The sequence below is a fragment of the Pseudomonas sp. NPDC087804 genome, assembly GCF_044742965.1.
Taxonomy (GTDB): Bacteria; Pseudomonadota; Gammaproteobacteria; order Pseudomonadales; family Pseudomonadaceae; genus Aquipseudomonas; species Aquipseudomonas rustica.
In genome coordinates this window covers 691916-710211 of sequence record NZ_JBIUVN010000001.1, presented here as the reverse complement: position 1 = coordinate 710211, position 18296 = coordinate 691916, and the positions used below count along the sequence as shown (strand labels likewise).

The 18296-nt window shown below is 52.6% G+C and carries 16 protein-coding genes; 10 read left to right on the top strand and 6 right to left on the bottom strand.

What is annotated here, in order from left to right:
* The first annotated feature begins 341 nt into the window (after positions 1-341).
* The 7 genes from ACIOMO_RS03125 (at position 342) to ACIOMO_RS03095 (ending at position 6356) form a co-directional block, all read left to right on the top strand.
* The gene (locus tag ACIOMO_RS03125) at positions 342-605 is read left to right on the top strand and encodes a hypothetical protein (RefSeq protein WP_401238009.1); all 264 of its coding nucleotides are present in this window, start codon (positions 342-344) and stop codon (positions 603-605) included.
* Positions 606-684: 79 nt separating this feature from the next.
* Complete coding sequence (locus tag ACIOMO_RS03120; protein ID WP_401238007.1) at positions 685-1497, top strand: inositol monophosphatase family protein; 813 nt, start codon at positions 685-687, stop codon at positions 1495-1497.
* Between the two features lie 300 nt (positions 1498-1797).
* The gene (locus ACIOMO_RS03115; RefSeq protein WP_401238005.1) at positions 1798-2109 is read left to right on the top strand and encodes a hypothetical protein; all 312 of its coding nucleotides are present in this window, start codon (positions 1798-1800) and stop codon (positions 2107-2109) included.
* A 77-nt stretch (positions 2110-2186) separates the two neighbouring features.
* Positions 2187-2405: a hypothetical protein gene (locus ACIOMO_RS03110; protein ID WP_078048948.1), complete on the top strand. Its 219-nt coding sequence runs from the start codon at positions 2187-2189 to the stop codon at positions 2403-2405.
* 574 nt (positions 2406-2979) lie between these two features.
* The gene (locus ACIOMO_RS03105) at positions 2980-4071 is read left to right on the top strand and encodes a mandelate racemase/muconate lactonizing enzyme family protein (protein WP_401238003.1); all 1092 of its coding nucleotides are present in this window, start codon (positions 2980-2982) and stop codon (positions 4069-4071) included.
* An 87-nt stretch (positions 4072-4158) separates the two neighbouring features.
* The gene (locus tag ACIOMO_RS03100; RefSeq protein WP_401238001.1) at positions 4159-5028 is read left to right on the top strand and encodes an aldose 1-epimerase; all 870 of its coding nucleotides are present in this window, start codon (positions 4159-4161) and stop codon (positions 5026-5028) included.
* Positions 5029-5081: 53 nt separating this feature from the next.
* Positions 5082-6356: an OprD family porin gene (locus ACIOMO_RS03095; protein ID WP_401237999.1), complete on the top strand. Its 1275-nt coding sequence runs from the start codon at positions 5082-5084 to the stop codon at positions 6354-6356.
* A gap of 2 nt (positions 6357-6358) precedes the next feature.
* On the opposite strand, the gene ACIOMO_RS03090 is transcribed toward ACIOMO_RS03095, so the two are convergent.
* The 6 genes from ACIOMO_RS03090 to ACIOMO_RS03065 form a co-directional block, all read right to left on the bottom strand.
* A complete protein-coding gene (locus ACIOMO_RS03090) occupies positions 6359-8230 on the bottom strand; it encodes an IclR family transcriptional regulator C-terminal domain-containing protein (protein WP_401237997.1) in 1872 nt (623 codons plus the stop codon).
* A 438-nt stretch (positions 8231-8668) separates the two neighbouring features.
* Complete coding sequence (locus ACIOMO_RS03085; RefSeq protein ID WP_401237995.1) at positions 8669-9988, bottom strand: MFS transporter; 1320 nt, start codon at positions 9986-9988, stop codon at positions 8669-8671.
* Positions 9989-10128: 140 nt separating this feature from the next.
* A complete protein-coding gene (locus ACIOMO_RS03080) occupies positions 10129-11313 on the bottom strand; it encodes a CaiB/BaiF CoA transferase family protein (RefSeq protein WP_401237993.1) in 1185 nt (394 codons plus the stop codon).
* A 38-nt stretch (positions 11314-11351) separates the two neighbouring features.
* Positions 11352-12269, bottom strand: a complete 918-nt coding sequence (locus tag ACIOMO_RS03075; protein WP_401237992.1) for a hydroxymethylglutaryl-CoA lyase — start codon at positions 12267-12269, stop codon at positions 11352-11354.
* Between the two features lie 102 nt (positions 12270-12371).
* Positions 12372-13271 (bottom strand): LysR substrate-binding domain-containing protein, encoded by a 900-nt coding sequence (locus tag ACIOMO_RS03070; RefSeq protein WP_401237990.1) that lies wholly within the window; start codon positions 13269-13271, stop codon positions 12372-12374.
* A 319-nt stretch (positions 13272-13590) separates the two neighbouring features.
* Complete coding sequence (locus ACIOMO_RS03065) at positions 13591-15090, bottom strand: CoA-acylating methylmalonate-semialdehyde dehydrogenase (RefSeq protein WP_401237989.1); 1500 nt, start codon at positions 15088-15090, stop codon at positions 13591-13593.
* Positions 15091-15228: 138 nt separating this feature from the next.
* Here ACIOMO_RS03065 and ACIOMO_RS03060 point away from each other — a divergent pair, with 138 nt between their 5' ends.
* The 3 genes from ACIOMO_RS03060 (at position 15229) to ACIOMO_RS03050 (ending at position 17969) form a co-directional block, all read left to right on the top strand.
* Positions 15229-16164, top strand: coding sequence for a LysR family transcriptional regulator (locus tag ACIOMO_RS03060; protein WP_401237987.1), 936 nt, complete (start codon positions 15229-15231; stop codon positions 16162-16164).
* A 329-nt stretch (positions 16165-16493) separates the two neighbouring features.
* Entirely contained in the window at positions 16494-17558 is a 1065-nt protein-coding gene (locus ACIOMO_RS03055; protein WP_401237985.1) for an NAD(P)H-dependent flavin oxidoreductase, read from the top strand.
* Positions 17559-17579: 21 nt separating this feature from the next.
* On the top strand, positions 17580-17969 hold the full coding sequence (locus ACIOMO_RS03050) for a tautomerase family protein (RefSeq protein ID WP_401237984.1): 390 nt from the start codon (positions 17580-17582) through the stop codon (positions 17967-17969).
* Positions 17970-18296: the final 327 nt, after the last annotated feature.

The window sequence follows — 18296 nt, the reverse complement described above, 5'->3', positions numbered from 1 at the left end:
GCGATTAGGAGCGGCCTTGTGGCCTAAAGTCGTGTTCTATTCCGATGAGCCCTATCTAGGTCGCGAGCTCCAACATCGACCACCCAGCCGCTTTCAGTGCAGTCCTTCGCTTTTCGCCAGCGGCGCCCTCCCCCAATGAACTCTGACGTACGGCCAAGCACAGCATATGCGACGGTCGGGTCATCACCGGCAAGGCAGCCATAAATTTCCCGAGGCCTCACATCACTTCGGGTGGATGGCACTACCTAGCATATTGGAACAGCGAGGTCGGTGAGGCGAAGGTGTCGCTTGCTGGTATCCACTACCCCGACACGAGATTTTGCTTTGGTGACACGGGTATCTTGAACGCTACCGATGAACTAGAACTGCGGGGGTGGAAGATCGATCGCCAGATCTATATGGCTGACCATTTCCGCGCGACGGGGGATATGGTTCTCAAATGGGTGTTCAGCCGTTCAGAGTTTTGCAATGTCGAGCTGTCCGAGTGGTTTCCGGACGATGATGATTTAGATGCCATGGTCGGAATGCTCGGAGGTGCCATCAACAAGCTGGAAAACGTTCAAGGTGATCGTCTCAGTCGATGGCTTGGTTCGCAGCTCCTGTAAGATGGTAGGAGCTTTGTCTATTTGTTTAGGGACAAGGCATCACCCTTCACTCCTCCGCCCGTTAGCTCGTCAGGTCGCCATGATCAATAAACAACTGCAGCAGATTCTTCCCCAGGTGATCGAAGTTGTGGAGCGGGCGGGTTTGTTATTGGCAGAGGAATGTGTACGTCCGGAAGGCCGTAGGGGTTACGGTGATAAAGCTGAAATCGACGTCGAAATTGAGGTGTTTCTCCGTGAGGAGTTGCTGAAAATTTTGCAATGCGATTGGTGGGGTGAAGAGACCGGCCACGTACTTTCCGGCAACTCCTTCTGTTGGGTCGTCGACCCTAACGATGGCACCAGCGATTTTTTGAGGGGTCTCGCAGGCTCTGCCATATCCGTCGGCTTGCTCCATGACGGCAAGCCTATCCTTGGAGTGGTGCACGCCCCTGTTACGCCTTCGGGAATTCCTGACTGCATTGCCTGGGCAAAGGGAATGGATCATCTGTTCAGAAATAACAATCGCATTGTTGTCGACCTCTCTGATCAAAAACTTACCGAGACTGCCACCGTGATGGTAAGCGCGGCAGCTACTGGCAAGTCCGAAATCAATAACCAACTGTGCGCGCCGGCAGATTTTTACGCGATGCCTTCCATTGCATATCGGCTCGCTAAAGTTGCTGCAGGAGACGGGGTTTGTGGTATCTCGCTATACCCTGTTAGCGCTCATGATGTAGTGGCTGGTCATGCGCTGTTGATTGGTGCCAAGGGGGTGCTGATTGGCGCGGATGGAACTCCAATTCAATACACGACTGAGGCCACCATGGCGAAGGTATCTGGACGTGTATTCGGTGGCGCACCAGATGCATGCAGCGAGCTCAATAAACGGGACTGGAATAGAGTGTTTGAGTAATGCTGACTGCATGCAAAAATTCAGTCAGACGGCTTATTCCTACAGACTGGCGTTTGGCACGCCCTTCGGGCCAGCTGTCGTGAATCAAGCCAGCCATTTTCAATGGCTATCTTGCCCCTCCGGGCTTCCATCTTCGTGCCTGCGCGCTCCGCTTGCCTGATGTGACAGTCTTCCAACGTATCAGTCCCAGCTGCCGTGCTTGGACAAACAAGTATATCTTCAAAAAAAACTCACTTCAGGCTCAAGGTTTTCCGAAAGAAACCGTTTGTCATAGGTAAGTACCCTTTTTGAGCGACAGCTTTGACCCTCTCTACACATTACTTCGCACAGCGCCTGAGCGGCGCCTTTTCTTTCCCCTTCACGATTCTCGGCAACCGACAACGGCGCACATGGGAGCGACTGATCGGCTACATCGAAACCTCAGCCTGCACATCCGAATTCAACAAAGCGGCAGCCTATGCCGAGGGCTATGCGCATGCATTGGCCGATAGCGGCCAGATCAACATCTCCAAAGATCGGGATCTGCTGATCATTGCAACGTTGGATGCATGGCGATGCGCCCGAACCTACCCGAATACTTCGACCAACCTGAGCTATCCAGGAAAACCATGACTTCCTTTTTTACCCGCACCGTTTGAGCCAGCGGTGAGATGAACTAGGCTCTGTGCATCATCCCAAGGAAGACCGCTATGCCAGATAATTCGAACTACAAGATCGCCACGGCGGACGCCCTGACATTGCTGCTGCATAACCAGCACGCACTAGGTGCAGCAATAGAAGAAATAACCAAGTGGCTTTCAGAAAATGGAGTGGGAAGCGTCGCCGCTCATGCGATGTCGGCCATGGAAGCGCTGGATGCAAATGCTCAAGCCATCACCGATTCCATTTTGAGGATTCGACAGTCTTAGGTGCTGTTACCCCGAGCCCTGCGCACCTATCGCGCACTACCACGATAAGGAAAAGAATGTTCCCACCAATGGCGAATCCCAACCTCGAAATTACCGCCACTGAATTCGAGTTCTTGGTCAGCGACTGGATCGTCAAGCAAGGAGGTGAACTGACATCGCTGGAGGTTAGCACTGATGGCTACATTAGGATTTCAATGACACCACGAATCCTTGGATGGTGGATTTTCAACAATATCGATTGATGTGCTCAGCTCGTATTGCATGCTCAAGTCGCCGACGCCCGTCGACTACGGATGTGGACGAGTGCGCGCGATCTCGGGCAATTAGTCCGGATTGGCTTAGAGCACCCTGAGGTTCGACACGAAGTTGTCTACGGCGTATCAGAGAGCCCCAACCCGCTGTTCCACAATCCTCGGGCAAGAGTGCTGGGTTACCGCCCTCAAGACAATGCAGAAGACAATCTTGCTCCCGGATATTTGGCTTATGAAAAAATGGATCCTGAATGTTCGGGCCGTGATCACGTTGGCGGCGCCTATGCCGGAAACAAACTGGTGAGCCTTCTGGGTGCGCAGTCATGAAGATCACGAGCCTGAAGACCTTTGTAGTCGAGATCCCTTTCCATGACGGCGGCAAGGAAAAGGTCATCACCCCCCTGACCTGGCATACGCTGGAGAACGTTCTAGTTCGCATTGAGGACGAGCTTGGAAACGTGGGATGGGGAGAGGCCTTTGGGTACTTCGTTTCAAGTTCAGTGCAGGCAATGATCGATCGCCTGATCTCCCCCCTCATCGTCGATCAAACGGTGAACGATATTCCAGCCTGGAACCTCAGCGCCCAGCTCCGGCTACACATTTTTGGTCGCTACGGCGTCACCATGTTCGGTTTATCGGGCGTCGACATGGCGCTGTGGGATTTGAAGGCTCGCCGTGAAGGACTTCCGCTACATCGATTGCTGGGTACAACCGCACGCGATTCGCTTCCAGCATACGCAAGCCTTGTCCGGTACAACGACAGCGTTATCGGGCCGGCCACGTGCGAGCGCGCACTGCGCGAGGGTTTCAACACCATCAAGCTGCATGAAAACTCACTCAAAGAAATCGCCGCTTGCCGTCATGCCATCGGTGACGATGTTCCGCTGGCCACCGACGTCAACTGCTCATGGACTGTCGACGACACTCGTGAGTTGCTTCCAGCGCTGGCTGAGATGAATCTCGCATGGTTGGAAGAGCCAATCTTCCCGCCTGAAGATTTCGCGACTCTCTCGAGCTTACGCGGCCAAGGCGTTGCCATCTCGGCAGGTGAAAACTGGTGCACCGCCGTTCAATTCGAAAACGCCTTGGCGCTGGGTGCGGTCGACTCAATTCAACCCTCGGTAACCAAGGTAGGAGGTATCAGTGAGTGTCTTCGGATCGCCGAACTCGCAAGCCGATATAACACCCTAGTCCTACCTCATAGCCCGTACTTCGGCCCGGGCTTGTTAGCCACGCTGCATCTCGCAGCCGTTCAACCAAAGGTGCCGTTAATCGAGTACCACTACGTTGAAACGGATGGCTGGCTCTACGACGTCAAAGGCCTACTGGATGGTGGATCGATACAAGTCCCAACCGGGCACGGTCTGGGCCTTGATCTGAACTTGGGCGTTTTTGAGCAATTCCTCAAGAGTTAGACACCTACTCCTTACGAACTAAACCACTTCCTCCGGCGTGCAAAGTGCGCCGGATGGGACGTTGCATGCCCGATTTCAGGAGCATCCATGAAACGTGTAGAACTCAAGAATAAAACTTGGTCTCTGGCACTCATTCCCGAATGGGGCGGTCGGGTCGCGCTACTGCAGGCAACCGGATTGGATATCGTGACCCCGATCACTTCGGAATCCTTTGATCCCGTCGCTTGGCCTAAAGGTGGGATCTATCCACTCATGCCTTATTCCAACCGCATTCGGGACTCCCGACTGGCGCATGGTGGAATCACCCACGCTCTTCCTCCCCATCCTGAAGTTCTTCCTCACACCCTGCATGGCGTTTCCCAAACCTTGCCGTGGCTGGTCGCCAACCACAGTGAACGCAATGCCACGCTTACCTGCGACTACGACGGCGAACATTGGCCTTGGCCTGTGCGTTTTGAACAGCAATTCACACTCAACGATGATCAGTTACACATCGAAATAGCTGTGACAAATCTGGGGAATTCTTCGATGCCCGCAGGACTGGGTCTGCACCCGTATTTTCATCGCCATGCAGGAATGCGCGTGGAATTGGGTCTGGTTCGCGTATGGGAAATCGATAATGCCTACCTGCCAACCGGAGTGGATCATTCAAAGCACCGTTCGATTGTGATCAGCGAAAAGATAAGCGAAGAGCTCGCCATCTACGGATCCGAATGGAACGGCGAGTTGAAGGTGAGTTATCCCGAAGGCCGACTGACCCTGCTGACAAAAGCACCACTGAACCACTTCGTCGCATTCGCACCAGTAAACGCCCCGTACGTTTGCCTTGAGCCGGTTTCGCACCTTGCAGATGCCTTTAACAGCCCCCCCAGCCAATGGCATGACCGGGGCACCCATGTTCTCGAGCCCGGCGAAAGCCTGGCCGCATCACTGAAGTTTCATTGGCAACCTAACTGAACTTGCCGGACTACCGGCAATGCAACGCCGCCCATCGAAGGAAAATAATAAGAATGAAAACTCTCCAGCTCCGCTCATCTTCCGTCCCATTTTTCACCCTGGTTGCATCTGGGCTCATCTCCACCTGTGCCCAAGCGGACTTCGTCCACGACAGTAAGGCTGCGCTGACGCTACGAAACTTCTACTACAACCATGACCTACGCGATTCGTCGGCTCCCGCACAATCGAAAATCGAGGAGTGGGCTCAAGGATTTATCTTCAAGGCTCAATCTGGTTACACCGATACGCCGATTGGATTTGGGGTGGACATGTACGCAGGATTGGGCATAAAGCTGGACTCTTCTCCGGATCGCAGCGGTAGCGCCCTCCTTCCGGGTGCCTACAATCGCGCGGGCGGGCCACGTAACGCAGACCCTCGATCGGTCGATGAGTACTCAGAAGCAACAGCGGCAGTAAAAATGAAGATATCCAAAACTGAACTGAAGGTGGGTGGACTCTTTCCGAAGATCCCATTGGTTTACGCCGGCGACTCCCGGCTGCTTCCTCAGTTTTTCGAAGGCGCAATGCTCGATAGCAGCGAGATTGATCATTTCACCTTTAGCCTCGGCCAGATGAGGCAGGTCAACTATCGCGAGTTCAGTGGTTCGCGCGCGATGCAGACGGGAAACTATTTGAACGTCACCAGCGACCGATTCAACTACATCGGAGGCACCTGGTCTCCCGAAAACAGCCTGTCGCTCGGCATCTGGGGCGGACGTTTGGAAGACGTGTATCAGCAAGTTCTCTACACCGGCACGAAGTTTGTGGATGTTGGTGGATGGAGGCTGTCGGGCACTCTCAACTATCTCGACAGTGATGAAAGCGGCGTGGCGCGTGCCGGAAACCTGGATAGCCGCATGACATCGGGGCTGGTGAGTGCGGCCTACGGTTTCCAGAAGGTCACGTTGGGTTACCAGCACAACGCTGGCGATAGCGCACTGCCTTTCCTTCACGACACCGATCTGCCAGGCGTTGCCAACGCAGTCCAGGTGCTGCGGTTTGATCGTGCTGGAGAACGATCCGTGCAGGCTCGCTACGACATCGATTTTGCAGGCCTAGGTGTGCCAGGCCTGACCGCATTCGCGCGCTACGTGCACGGTGAGGATTTCACAGTAAAAGGCATAGCAGGCAAAGAGTGGGAACGGAACATCGACGTGAGTTATGTGATTCAAAGCGGCCCACTGAAAAACTTGGCACTGCGCCTGCGCAACGTTGAAATCCAGGGGGATGCCACAGGGCGGCGCGATGAAAACCGCGCCATCATTTCATACACGTTCGCGCTGAAATAGGATCAGGCCGGCCCGCGCGTGATAGCCGCTGGGGTGCCACGGCTATCTGCTGGTGTACTCATGACAGTGCCCGACCAGGGCGCAGTTTTCAGAGCATCTCGGCTGACTGCCTGGCGCGCCGAGGTGATGAACAGAGAGGCACCATCAACGCCTCCAAAGCAGAGATCCGTGGGTGATGAGACAGGCACGCCAAGCATCCGCTCCAGATTTCCTTCTCGGTCGAATTTGACGATACTCCAACCGCCAGAGAGCGCTGTCCAGATGCTTCCTTCTTCATCCACAGCCAGACCGCTCAACAAACCAGAACCCTTTGGAAGCGTCGCGAATCTCCGAACTTGCCCTGAGCGCTCCAGTCGGAAGATCGTCCCGGAATCGGCAGCCAGAGCAAAAAGCTGGCCACTCTGGGAATCCCAGGCAAGTGCACTGACAGCCTCACTAAACTGCCACTGGCTATTGAGCGTTCCGTCGCGCTTCACTTCTCCAACCTTCCACGTGCCCCCGCTCATTCGAGTCGCTGCCCACAGCCGGCCATCACGGTCAGTGCAAATGCACGCGGGGGCACCGAAGCCGTACTGACCTCGGGATCTGATTGCTCCGTCAACTATGAAGAAGAACTCCTCGTCAGCAGCCACGAATAGACCGTTGGACGTCAGCTCCATGCCACTAATTGGCCGCTCGGACTGAAAGATCTTCTCGGTGCCTTTATCGTCATGTCGATAAATCGCGGGCCCTAACATATCTGCCCAATAGAGACACGACTCCCGCGCGCTCCACCTCGGCAGCCCTCCCAAGAAGGCCCACCGGTCACTTAGTGGTCGCAAGACATCCGGATTCGAGGGGTTATGCCGCACTGCCAACTGGCTTCCTACCCTCTGAGCCGAAGCAACAACCTCTGGGCCGATCAACTCAAGTCGATCACGATCCAGACGATAGGCCGGGCCTGCGATGCTCAAGGCGCCACGTACCTGACCCGAAGCGTCCACTACAGGGGCAGCTACACACCGAATGCCCATTGCGATCTCTTCATCGTCGATGGCATATCCACGCGCGCGCGTGACCTCAACTTCGATAACGAGTCGATGTTTGTCAGTGATAGTCAGGGGAGTCAGGGGTATCAACTGCATACGTTTGATTAGGTCACGGCGTTCGCCTTCACGCATAGCACTGAGGATGGCCTTGCCCTGGCCCGTGCAATACATCGGCTTGCTCTGTCCCATGGCTGCGGCGGAGCGGTGCGTATGAGCCCCATCACAACGCTCAAGAGAGAGAACTTGATCTCCCTCTCTGATAGCAAGATATGCAGTCTCGCCAGTAAGGTCTCGCAGCGACCTCAGTTCGAAGCTAGCAGCAGCTATCAAATCTGGCTCCAACCAAGCGCCCCTAACCATCTCCAAGTAACGGAAACCCAGACGGTACCGTTTGCTTATTGGATCACGCCGAACCATTCCGCGATCTACCAGAAGTCCTAGAAGTCGGTACAGCGTCGAGCGCGGAAGACTTACCTGAGCGGCAAGCATCTGGGTGTCGATTCCCTCAGGGGCTAACCCGATCGCTTCAAGTAGATCAAAGGCTTTTTCTAGCGATGCGGTACCTTTGCCTGCATCCATCGAAAACTCCAAGCTGTTTTTTAGGAGGAATATCACATCGCGGGATATTAGACCTCTCCAAGAAACGTTCCTATCTATACTGCTCCCATATAGTGGGAATTTTGAGAATGATGCGCGGATTCTATTATGGCCACCGCCATGACTCTTCAAAAATTGCCAAAAGCCGCGAAAATTACTCGCCTCGTATGCCTCTTCCTTATGAGCTCGCGGCAGATCCTCAATAGAATCATCAGAGCGCATTTGTTGATACTTAATGAGCGTAGTCATGCAAGCAGTGCATAGTCGGCGCGCCGACTTTCGCATCAGAATCAACCGATAACAACCTTTGGTGCAAGCCACGACTGGAGCTCATTCACAATAAAGTTGTGATATGAATATTTAAAGCCTGTTTTTTAGCATGGGTACCTTTCTTTAAAAATTAGGCACGCTGTTAGGGCGTAGACGTAGAACCGCTTCAATGTTCCTTGGACAGATCGACACCAGGCTATTCATGCTATGAGCATTCAAGCAAAACTTAATCACATTCAAGTCTTCCAAAATCTTCTCACAACATACCGCTACCCATATGATCAGAGAGGGACACCTGCGAAAAATCCCTGCTCTTTCTCTATCTACACCAGCAATAAAAACATTACGAATATCAAACTCAGCAACGCATCCTGACAAACCGACACATATAGCTGAGTAAAAAAACACCATCATAAATTAAGTACTAGGGTTACGCACATATCGAAAAATCACATAGCAACATGCAACCAACACCGGAACGATCGCTAACATACCCATGTAGGTCTGCCCTGTTAAATCATTAATAAATCCTACCATAGCCGGCGCGATCATCCCGCTCAACTGTCCGGTAGAGTTTACGGCTGCAACGGCGCTGGCAATCGCTATACCTGAAAAAGTCGATTGAGGCAAACACCAGAAAATCGGTATAGCTATGAATGATCCTGAAGTAGCGAGAATCAAAGCGGCCATTAAAACAATTGGGTTATCGGAGTACAAACAGGCCAGGATATAACCGATGGTGGACGCCAGCATGCATAACAATAGATAAAATTTCCGGTCTCCCGTACGGTCAGAGCGCCGCGTCAACCAGACCATGCCAACGCAAGCCACGGCGTATGGTAAAGCGGTTAGTAATCCCACATGGAGAATGTTCTCAACACCGGACTGCGCAATTAGATGCGGCATCCAAAAATTCAGACCGTAGCTAGCCATTTTGATGCCGAAATACACGAACGCGAAGACGGCCACCTCTCGCGTCACTAGCACTTTCCAGAACGATGAATGGCTTTCAGGTGCGTTTTCGCGTCCCACACCAACGTTTTTCTGCAGCAAATCTTTTTCTTCTTGGGATAGCCATTTTGCAGACTGGATGTCCCTATCCAGCTTCCAGAGGACGATGAGTCCCATTAAGCAACATGGCAAGCCAGAGAGTAAGAACAACCAGTGCCACCCTGCGAGACCGAGAAAACCATCCATACCTTCAAGTAATAGCCCTGCGAGTGGGGCACCGATAGCGCCAGAAAGCGGTATAGCGAGGAACCAGATTCCATTGATACTGGCCAGTTGTTTCTTAGGAAACCAACATGCCATGTAAAAAAGAATAGCGGGGCCAAATCCCGCCTCCATAACCCCAATCAGAAAGCGCAAAAAGTATAGTGTGTATTGTGAGTAAGCAAATACTAGGGCAGCCGTCGCCAACCCCCATGAAATCATGATTCGGCAGATCCATGCCGGTGCACCGTACTTTCTCAATCCCAAGCCGCTGGGGATTTCGAATAATACATAACCAACAAAAAACATACTTGCAGCCAAACCATAGGCTGTATCGCTCAGACCTAATTCGGACTGCATTTGTGCTTTGGCGAAGCTGATGTTGATTCTGTCGAAATAGGAAAACAGGAAACAGATAATAGCAAGAGGAACGATTCTCCACGCCACCCTTCGATAGAGCAGCAACTCCTTTAGATGTTCATCGCGCGAGACTTGATTTGCCGAAGCATTGGTAATAGTGATCATGTAATATTCTCCAGTTATTGTATTTGTTGGAGATGAGTGGTTTTTCCGATATTTATCCGAACCAATTAAACTCTAAAAGCTAACTTCATCGCCCTATATCACCTTTACGAATTCACATCTTAGTTTCTTAGAGCCCTTCTTTACTTTCCCATCCTGAAAATACCTTCTGCCTGAAGGCTAGCGATTTGAGCGTCGCCATAACCCAAGCTTTTCATAACCTCAAAAGTATGTTCGCCCACGCATGCGAGGGATTGGCGTGGCTGAAGTCGCTTTCCGCCGTAGCTCAAAGGCAACAGTGGTACTTGCGTCTGAGAACCGTCATCCAGTTGCAATGAAGCCAACCCACCGCTAGCTTGGAGGTGCGGGTCATCAAACAACTCCTCTGGCTTGCGGATAGCAGCGAATGGAATGCCATTAAGCTCTAGTTCAACTGCTAGCGTCTTCGCGTCTAACGTGGCGAATATTTCACCTAGTTGAGCGAGCAATCGTGGGCGATTCTCAACTCGCATTGCATTGGTCGCCAAGCTGGGGTCACTCAGAAGCGCGTCTTGGCCCAATATCCTGCATAAGGCATCCCACTGGCCATCTCCAGTGGCAGCGACGAACATCTGCTCTCCGCCTGAAAATTTAAAAACGTCATAGACCGACCATGCACTGATCCTGCTGGGCATGGGCGCAGGTGCTTGTCCAGTGACCGCGTACTGCTGCATATGCTGGCCACTGAGCAGGACGCAGTTTTCGAACAAGCCGCTGTGGATTTCCTTACCCTCGCCTGTACGATCCCGTTCGAGCAGAGCGGCTAGCACGCCAATCGCACCAAACATACCGCCCATGATGTCATTCACTGAACTTCCCGCACGTAGCGGCTGCCCTACGGGGCCTGTCATATAAGCGAGCCCGCCCATCATCTGAACGACCTCATCCAGCGCCAGGCGCTTTTCATATGGGCCATTCAAAAAGCCTTTGTGGGATACATATATGAGTCTGGGATTGCGCGTATGCAGTGAGTCGAAGCCAAGTCCAAGTTCGGTCATACGGCCGGGTCGGAAATTCTCGATAAACACATCGGCGGTATCTATAAGGGCTAAGACTGCTTCTTGGCCAGCCGCACTGTTCATGTCGACGGCAATGCTTTTCTTATTGCGGTTGAATATCCTAAAAAAACCCGCGCCAGCACCTGGAAGGTGTCGCGTACCATCCCCTTTTAACGGTTCCACTTTGATGACATCAGCGCCCAGGTCGGCTAACACCATGCCGCAAGCAGGGCCCATCACCATGTGGGACATCTCTACGACACGAACACCTTCAAGCGGTAACTTTGACATTGGATTTACTCCGTAACAGACAATCACGAATGCTGAAATCAAGCATGGGTCGGATAATGTTTAGGCAGGCCGGCAATGGCGAGATGGCCATACATCTGCTCATCGGGAAGCGCGGATTTGACAACTGCTCGGCATGCCAGCAAACGCTCAAAATCTATGCCGGTGTGAAGGCCCATACTCTCAAGCATGAACACTAAGTCTTCTGTAACTGCATTACCTGACACACCAGGGGCAAACGGGCACCCGCCAATCCCGCCAAGTGACGCATCGTGCTCGCGAATTCCGTGTTGCGTTGCGACTATGGTGTTGGCCAAGGCAAGGCCGCGAGTGTTATGAAAATGAACCGACTGCAGTTTGTCGCCGGCAACACGTCGCACCGCTGTTAAGGTTTGCTCGACCTGCCTTGGAGTGGCGTAACCGGTCGTGTCTGCCAGGGACACGATATCGCCCCCGGCCTCGATAACTAGAATGATCAGCCTGATCAGGTCTTCTAACGGAACATGTCCTTGGATGGTGCAGCCGAAAGCGGTAGACATTCCGGCTATCATTTTCACCGGTTGGCTAGCTTGTTTGCGCGACTCACACATTTCTGCAAAGGCTTCAACCATTCGCTCGGGAGTACAGCGAACGTTCGACAGACTGTGGGCCGAACTGACAGACACGGGTACGATAATTCGATGAGCGCCTGAGGCAAGCGCATCGTGGGCTCCACGTAGGTTCGGTGCAAGGACAGTGACCGTCAGCTCAGGAAGAGTCAGTGCATGCTTTACGACTTCAGCAGCATCGGCCATCTGAGGTAGCAGTTTAGGCGGAACGAACGAAGCGACTTCCATGTGCCGCACACCCGCCTCGTAGGCTGAGTCAATCCATTTCAGTTTCGCCGATGTAGGCATGATGCTGCGGATGCTCTGCAGACCATCGCGCATGCCTACTTCATTAACGATAACGTTGTTCATGCGGCACCTTAGGCTTAAGGGATTGATGCCAGCCTAAGCAGCTCGGATTAGACAGAAAAGACGTTTTTGGCGGTGCTAATCATCTCCGTTGGCGATGGATCTCTATTGGCTGGTGGGTGCTGCCAAGAGATGATTGAGCAACCGTCGTGCTGGGTGCGAAAGACTTACGCTATCGCGAACACACACCACGAACTCACCCCTAGCCCAATCATCCGTCAAAGAAATAACTCGAAGCCCGAATAATTCTACATATCGCGCCACAGCTTCCTCAGGGAAGATGGCGAGTACCATCCCCGCTTCTACCAGCCGAAGTGCCGCATCGAAGGAGGACACGCAAGTTCGGTATTGCAAATCCTTGCCGGCAACCTTCGCTAATCTCTGCATTTGATTACCAAGCGTGGAAAATGCGGAAATGTTGAGGTGATGGAACTCGAGTGTCTCTACGAAGCTGATGCATTCACGATTGGCAAGGGGGTGACGGGGATTCACTACAACCGAAAGATGATCTGTGCGGTACGGGTAAAATTCGAGATCACCCTCCGCCATAGATTTTCGGCAAATCCCGATATCGGCTTGCCCTTCTTCTATGCCTCTAACCACCTCGGAACTGAACCGCTCTTCGACATCTACTTGGATATGTTCATTTTCTGCTAGAAAGCGGGCGAGCTCTTCCGGTAAAAACTCCATCAGCGAAGACACGTTCGCCAGAACGCGAATATGGCCGCGTGCACCCTCAGCATATTCGCTTAGCTCGCCTTGCAGACGATTGATTCCATGCATGAACTCCCGTGCATGGCGAAGCAACGCTTGGCCCGCCGGTGTAGGGCTCACGCCTTTCTTACTTCGCTTCAATAGCGCAGTACCAAATGCTGCCTCAATTCCCGAGATTCGTTTGCTGACGGCAGAGGGCGCTATAAATTCCCGCGCTGCTGCCGCTGCTATGCTGCCTTCCTCGCAAGCTGCAATGAAGAGCCTCAATGAAACTGCATCAAACTGCCACATGCTCTTCCTGCCATCGATATCGGCCACATTAGTGTTCCGTATGACAGCCTTCCCTGAAGCTGTCAAAGCCATCTCTTCCGATCCAAACCTAATAGACACCGATATCTGAGTTCATCAATGTGAAGTTGATCGATAGGCTCAATAGGTACAAGCATCATGGCGGTCAGCGTCAATTATCAAGGCTTTCAGATCAAGGTACGCGACAGCGCGGGACACTTCCGCCAAAGAAGCAATAAAAAGAGAGGCGACCGTCATCCACACGGCGCCCCTTAAAAACGCCATACAACAGCGCACAGATCAGACTTTACTCCTCAAAAACTCACTTCGAGACCGGCATCGTGAACTCGGCTCCCTTCTCAATGCTTTCTGGCCAACGTTGCATAATGGATTTTTGCTTGGTGTAGAAGCGAACGCCTTCAGTCCCGTAGGCATGGGTATCACCGAAGAGGCTCTTCTTCCAGCCGCCAAACCCGTGCCAGGCCATCGGAACTGGGATAGGTACGTTGATACCTACCATCCCTACCTGTACCCTGCGCCCAAATTCCCGTGCAACGTTGCCGTCACGTGTGAAGCAACTTACGCCATTGCCGAACTCATGATCGTTGATCAGCTTTAGGGCCGTGGCTAAATCTGGAACACGTACACAGGCCAGCACCGGCCCAAAGATCTCTTCCCGGTAGATGCTCATTTCTGGAGAGACATGGTCGAACACCGTCGCGCCCATCCAGAAACCATCACGCAATTCCGCTTCACGCGGCGTAAACTCGCGCCCATCAAGGAGTAGTTCGGCACCGGCCTGGACACCTTGTTCGATGTACCCAGTGATACGTTGCAGAGCAGCTTGGCTTACGATCGGGCCCATTTCTGCCTTCAAATCACGGCCATCGGTGATCCGCAGTTCACGAGCACGCTCCACCAATGCTGGAACAATTTTGTCCGCGACATCACCGACCAAAATCGCCACGGAGATCGCCATACAGCGCTCCCCTGCGCTTCCGTAAGCAGCTCCAATCAACGCGTCTACCGTTCGGTCGATATCCGCATCAGGCATCACGACCATATGGTTCTTGGCGCCGCCTAGACCCTGTACACGCTTGCCGTTACGGGCACCGGCTTCGTAGATGTACTGAGCAATTGGCGTCGAGCCGACGAAGCTTAAAGCCTTGACATCTGGATGCTCAATGAGCGCATCAACGGACTCCTTGTCCCCCTGAACCACGTTAAATACCCCTTTGGGCAAACCTGCTTCACGAAGCAGATCGGCCATAAAAAGAGAAGCGCTTGGATCGGTAGGACTAGGTTTCAGGATGAAGGTGTTACCTGCAGCGATGGCAATCGGATACATCCACATCGGAACCATCACAGGAAAGTTGAATGGCGTCACTCCGGCGACTACCCCGAGTGGTTGACGCAACGTCCAGTTATCCATACCACGGGATACTTGATCCGTGTGATCACCTTTCAGCAGATTCGGGATCCCACATGCGAATTCCAGGATATCGATACCACGATCAATCTCTCCCTGAGCATCGGTAAACACCTTGCCATGCTCGGCAGTAATGATGTGCGCCAACTCATCCTTTCGCTCCTGCAACAGTTGCAGGTAGCGAAACAGTACGCGCGCTCGGCGAATAGGAGGAGTGTCGCTCCACCCGGCGAACGCTGCTTGAGCCGCAGCGACCGCTTCGTTCACTGTAGCAGCACTTGCCAGAGCAACCTTGCCTGTCAATATGCCGGTCGCCGGGTTGTACACATCCTGGTAGCGGTCATTTCGAGACACCCGCTCATCGTTGATGTAATGCTGAATGATGTTTTGCATCGCCTAACCCTCCGCTAGAAAGCTCTTCTACTGCCACCAGGGATCAAGCGGCCAGCAATGAAGCCACGATAACGGTTGATTTTGTTCAAAACGAGAGCAGAATTTAGAATTCATTGTCCTCTATGGCGAACAATAGGAATGGATAAATTTGAGATCGAAGCTCTCTGGTCGCATATTCACTTGCTATCAGTGCTCGAAGAACAAGGCACATATACCGCTGCTGCAGCGCGCTTAGGTGTCAGCAAATCAGCTGTAAGTCAGCGTATTGCTGATCTTGAAAAAGCCGCAGGAACACAGCTAGTTACTAGGACGACCAGGAGCGTCAGACTCACTGAGGCCGGTACAGCTCTGACGCGGGATGTAAGGAGCGCTTACAGTCAGATCGCAAACAGTTTCGCCTCCATGAAGGAATCGGTCGGATCTATCAGAGGGTTGATTCGCATCACGGCTCCAGTCGCATTTGCACGTCAACAACTGGTTCCTAATCTGTCCACGTTCGTGGAGCGCTATCCCGACGTCCGCATCCAGTTAGACGTGAGTGATGCAATAAGCTCCATTGCCTCAGAAGGCTACGATCTGGCTGTGAGGCATAGCTTCCAGGTTCCCGAAACACATGTTGCCTGGAAGCTCTGCGATACATTTTCAGTTCTGGTTGCATCCGAGAGATACCTGGCCCGCCACGGACAGCCTAGCCACCCTAGTGAATTATCGAAACACAACTGTCTGTACTATCCCCGTTCGGATCATCCTGCTTGGACATTTGAGCGCAAAACAAAAAGCAGCTCGGAAATAGAGCGTTTGACGGTGCCGATATTCGGGAATTTTGCGACCAATAACAGCGAATCATTAAGGGATGCGGCGCTGAACAATCTGGGAATCGCGCTATTGCCAGACTTCAGTGCTACATCCGCTATCAAACGAGGCGACCTCGTCCCGCTCCTGTCGGACTGGGCACTTAAAGGGGTGTTTGCTAATGAGATCCATCTAATCCGGCCCTATTCCCCTTTTGTACCACGCTCAATAACGGCGCTCGTGAAGCATCTAAGAAACGCGTTCTCGGGTGGGTTCAGCTAGTTTTCGCAAGTGGATAATTGCCGGCAAAGTCACAATCCATCCAATGTCCATCGAAGTGTTTCAGACCTTTAACATTCGAGTGGAACGCTAGACCAAAAATGGTCAAAATGACTCTAAATAGAGTCATTTTGACCATGTCATAATGACACCATCGAATACTTACCCCTCTAAATGCGCCAATTTAGAGCTTGGCATACCATTTGCTATTCCTAAAACGCCATGGGTCTTTACTTAAGGACTGACTGGAGCAGAGCTTATCGAAATGAGCCTCCCCGCCTGCCGTCTTGAGCCCTTGGCCGTCGTATTCAAGTCCTTGCATGAGAACGCTTATGAAACAGAAGCCGCTGCTTCATCTCCTCGGCGTGCGCCACCCCATCGTCCAAGCGCCCATGATAGGAGTCGCCACCCCCAATCTCGCAGCAGCAGTGACCAATGCAGGTGGCTTGGGCTCACTAGGATTGGGAGCTAGCACCCCAGAGCAAGCTAAAGAGCTCATTGATCAAACCAGAGCATTGACGGGCGGCCCCCTTAATACAAACCTCTTCTGTCATCAGTCGGCAAAATTTGATAGGGCGCGTAACGATGTATGGATAAAACAGCTGAGCCCCTTTTTTGAGGCTTATGGAGGCCAAGCGCCGACTGATCTCAAAGAAGTGTATCGAAGCTTCCTGACCAACGAAGAGATGCTAATAACGATCTTGCGCGAAAGGCCAGAAGTCGTCAGTTTCCACTTCGGGCTTCCTCCCGCAGAATGGTTACAAGCCTTGAAACAACGTGGGATTGCCACATTGGCATGCGCAACCAGTGTAGAAGAAGCGCATCTCGTGGAAGCTGCCGGCATCGACGCAATCATTTTGCAAGGAATCGAAGCCGGAGGCCATCGTGGAGTATTCGACCATGAGAGCGGTGGCGATACAGAGCTTGGCCTATTTACCCTCCTTCGCCTAGTCGCGAGCGAGGTTAAGTTACCCCTCATCGCAGCGGGCGGCATCATGGATGGTGCTGGTATTCGAGCCGCAATGGATCTCGGTGCTTCCGGGGTACAAATGGGTACAGCTTTCCTCGGCTGCCCAGAATCCTCCACCAGCTCCGCTCACAGAGATGCGCTGCAGACTAAACGAGCTTATGGTACGCGAATGACTCGCGGTATCTCAGGCCGGCCCGCTCGTGGCCTACCAAACAAGCTTTTCTATGAGTCTTTGGCAGAAAAATGGGCGGTCGCTGCTGAGTTCCCATTGGCTTACGATCTATCCAAACAACTGAACGTACTCGCTGCAAAATCAGGCTCTACGGATTTCGTAGCGCAATGGGCAGGTCAAGGCGCTCCTCTGATACGTGAGCTGCCTGCCTCCAAGCTGATCGAAACACTGGTCAGTGAGCTGAATAACTTTTAAGTTCCCCATCGAGATTAAACCATGCCAATGTTAAAAGTAGACATCATCAAAGGAAGATCCAACGAGGAAGTTCATCTACTACTCGATACGATACATGGCGCGATGGTGGAGGCCTTCCAGGTTCCGGATCGTGATCGTTATCAGATCCTGAATGAGCATGAGCCGTCGCACATGATCATCCAGGACACCGGATTGGGCTTTGAACGAAGCGCAGACGTCGTAGTTATCACTGCGGTGAGTCGCCCTCGATCCCAAGAGATGAAGACTCGCTTCTATGCTTTGCTGGCAGAACGGTTGAAAGACAATTGTGGTATCGAACCAAACGACCTGATGGTCTCGATCGTCATCAACGACGATGAAGACTGGAGCTTCGGCTTTGGACGCGCCCAGTTCATTACTGGGGAGCTATAAGACTCTGGCTCAGAGATACCCTCATCTGCTAGCCAGCTGATTACTCAGTAGTGGTTCAGCGACCTAAGTGCTTGCGCGCCAGTAATGATCGCTGACGATGCAAGCACATATCAAAAAATGTGTCCGTCCACACTTTTGCGTACCCTCCATTTTCTACCAAACACCTAATAACGGCTCGGCAGCAAACAAGTATCTTGGCATTACCCCCCATGTCATCAATAAAGTTCTTTAACCGTCGGCGCCATTGAGAGCACAGCAGCCGGCCGTTGACTAAACCCCTCGCGAATTTTCATAAACCGCATCCCGATCTGTGCATATTGGTCACCA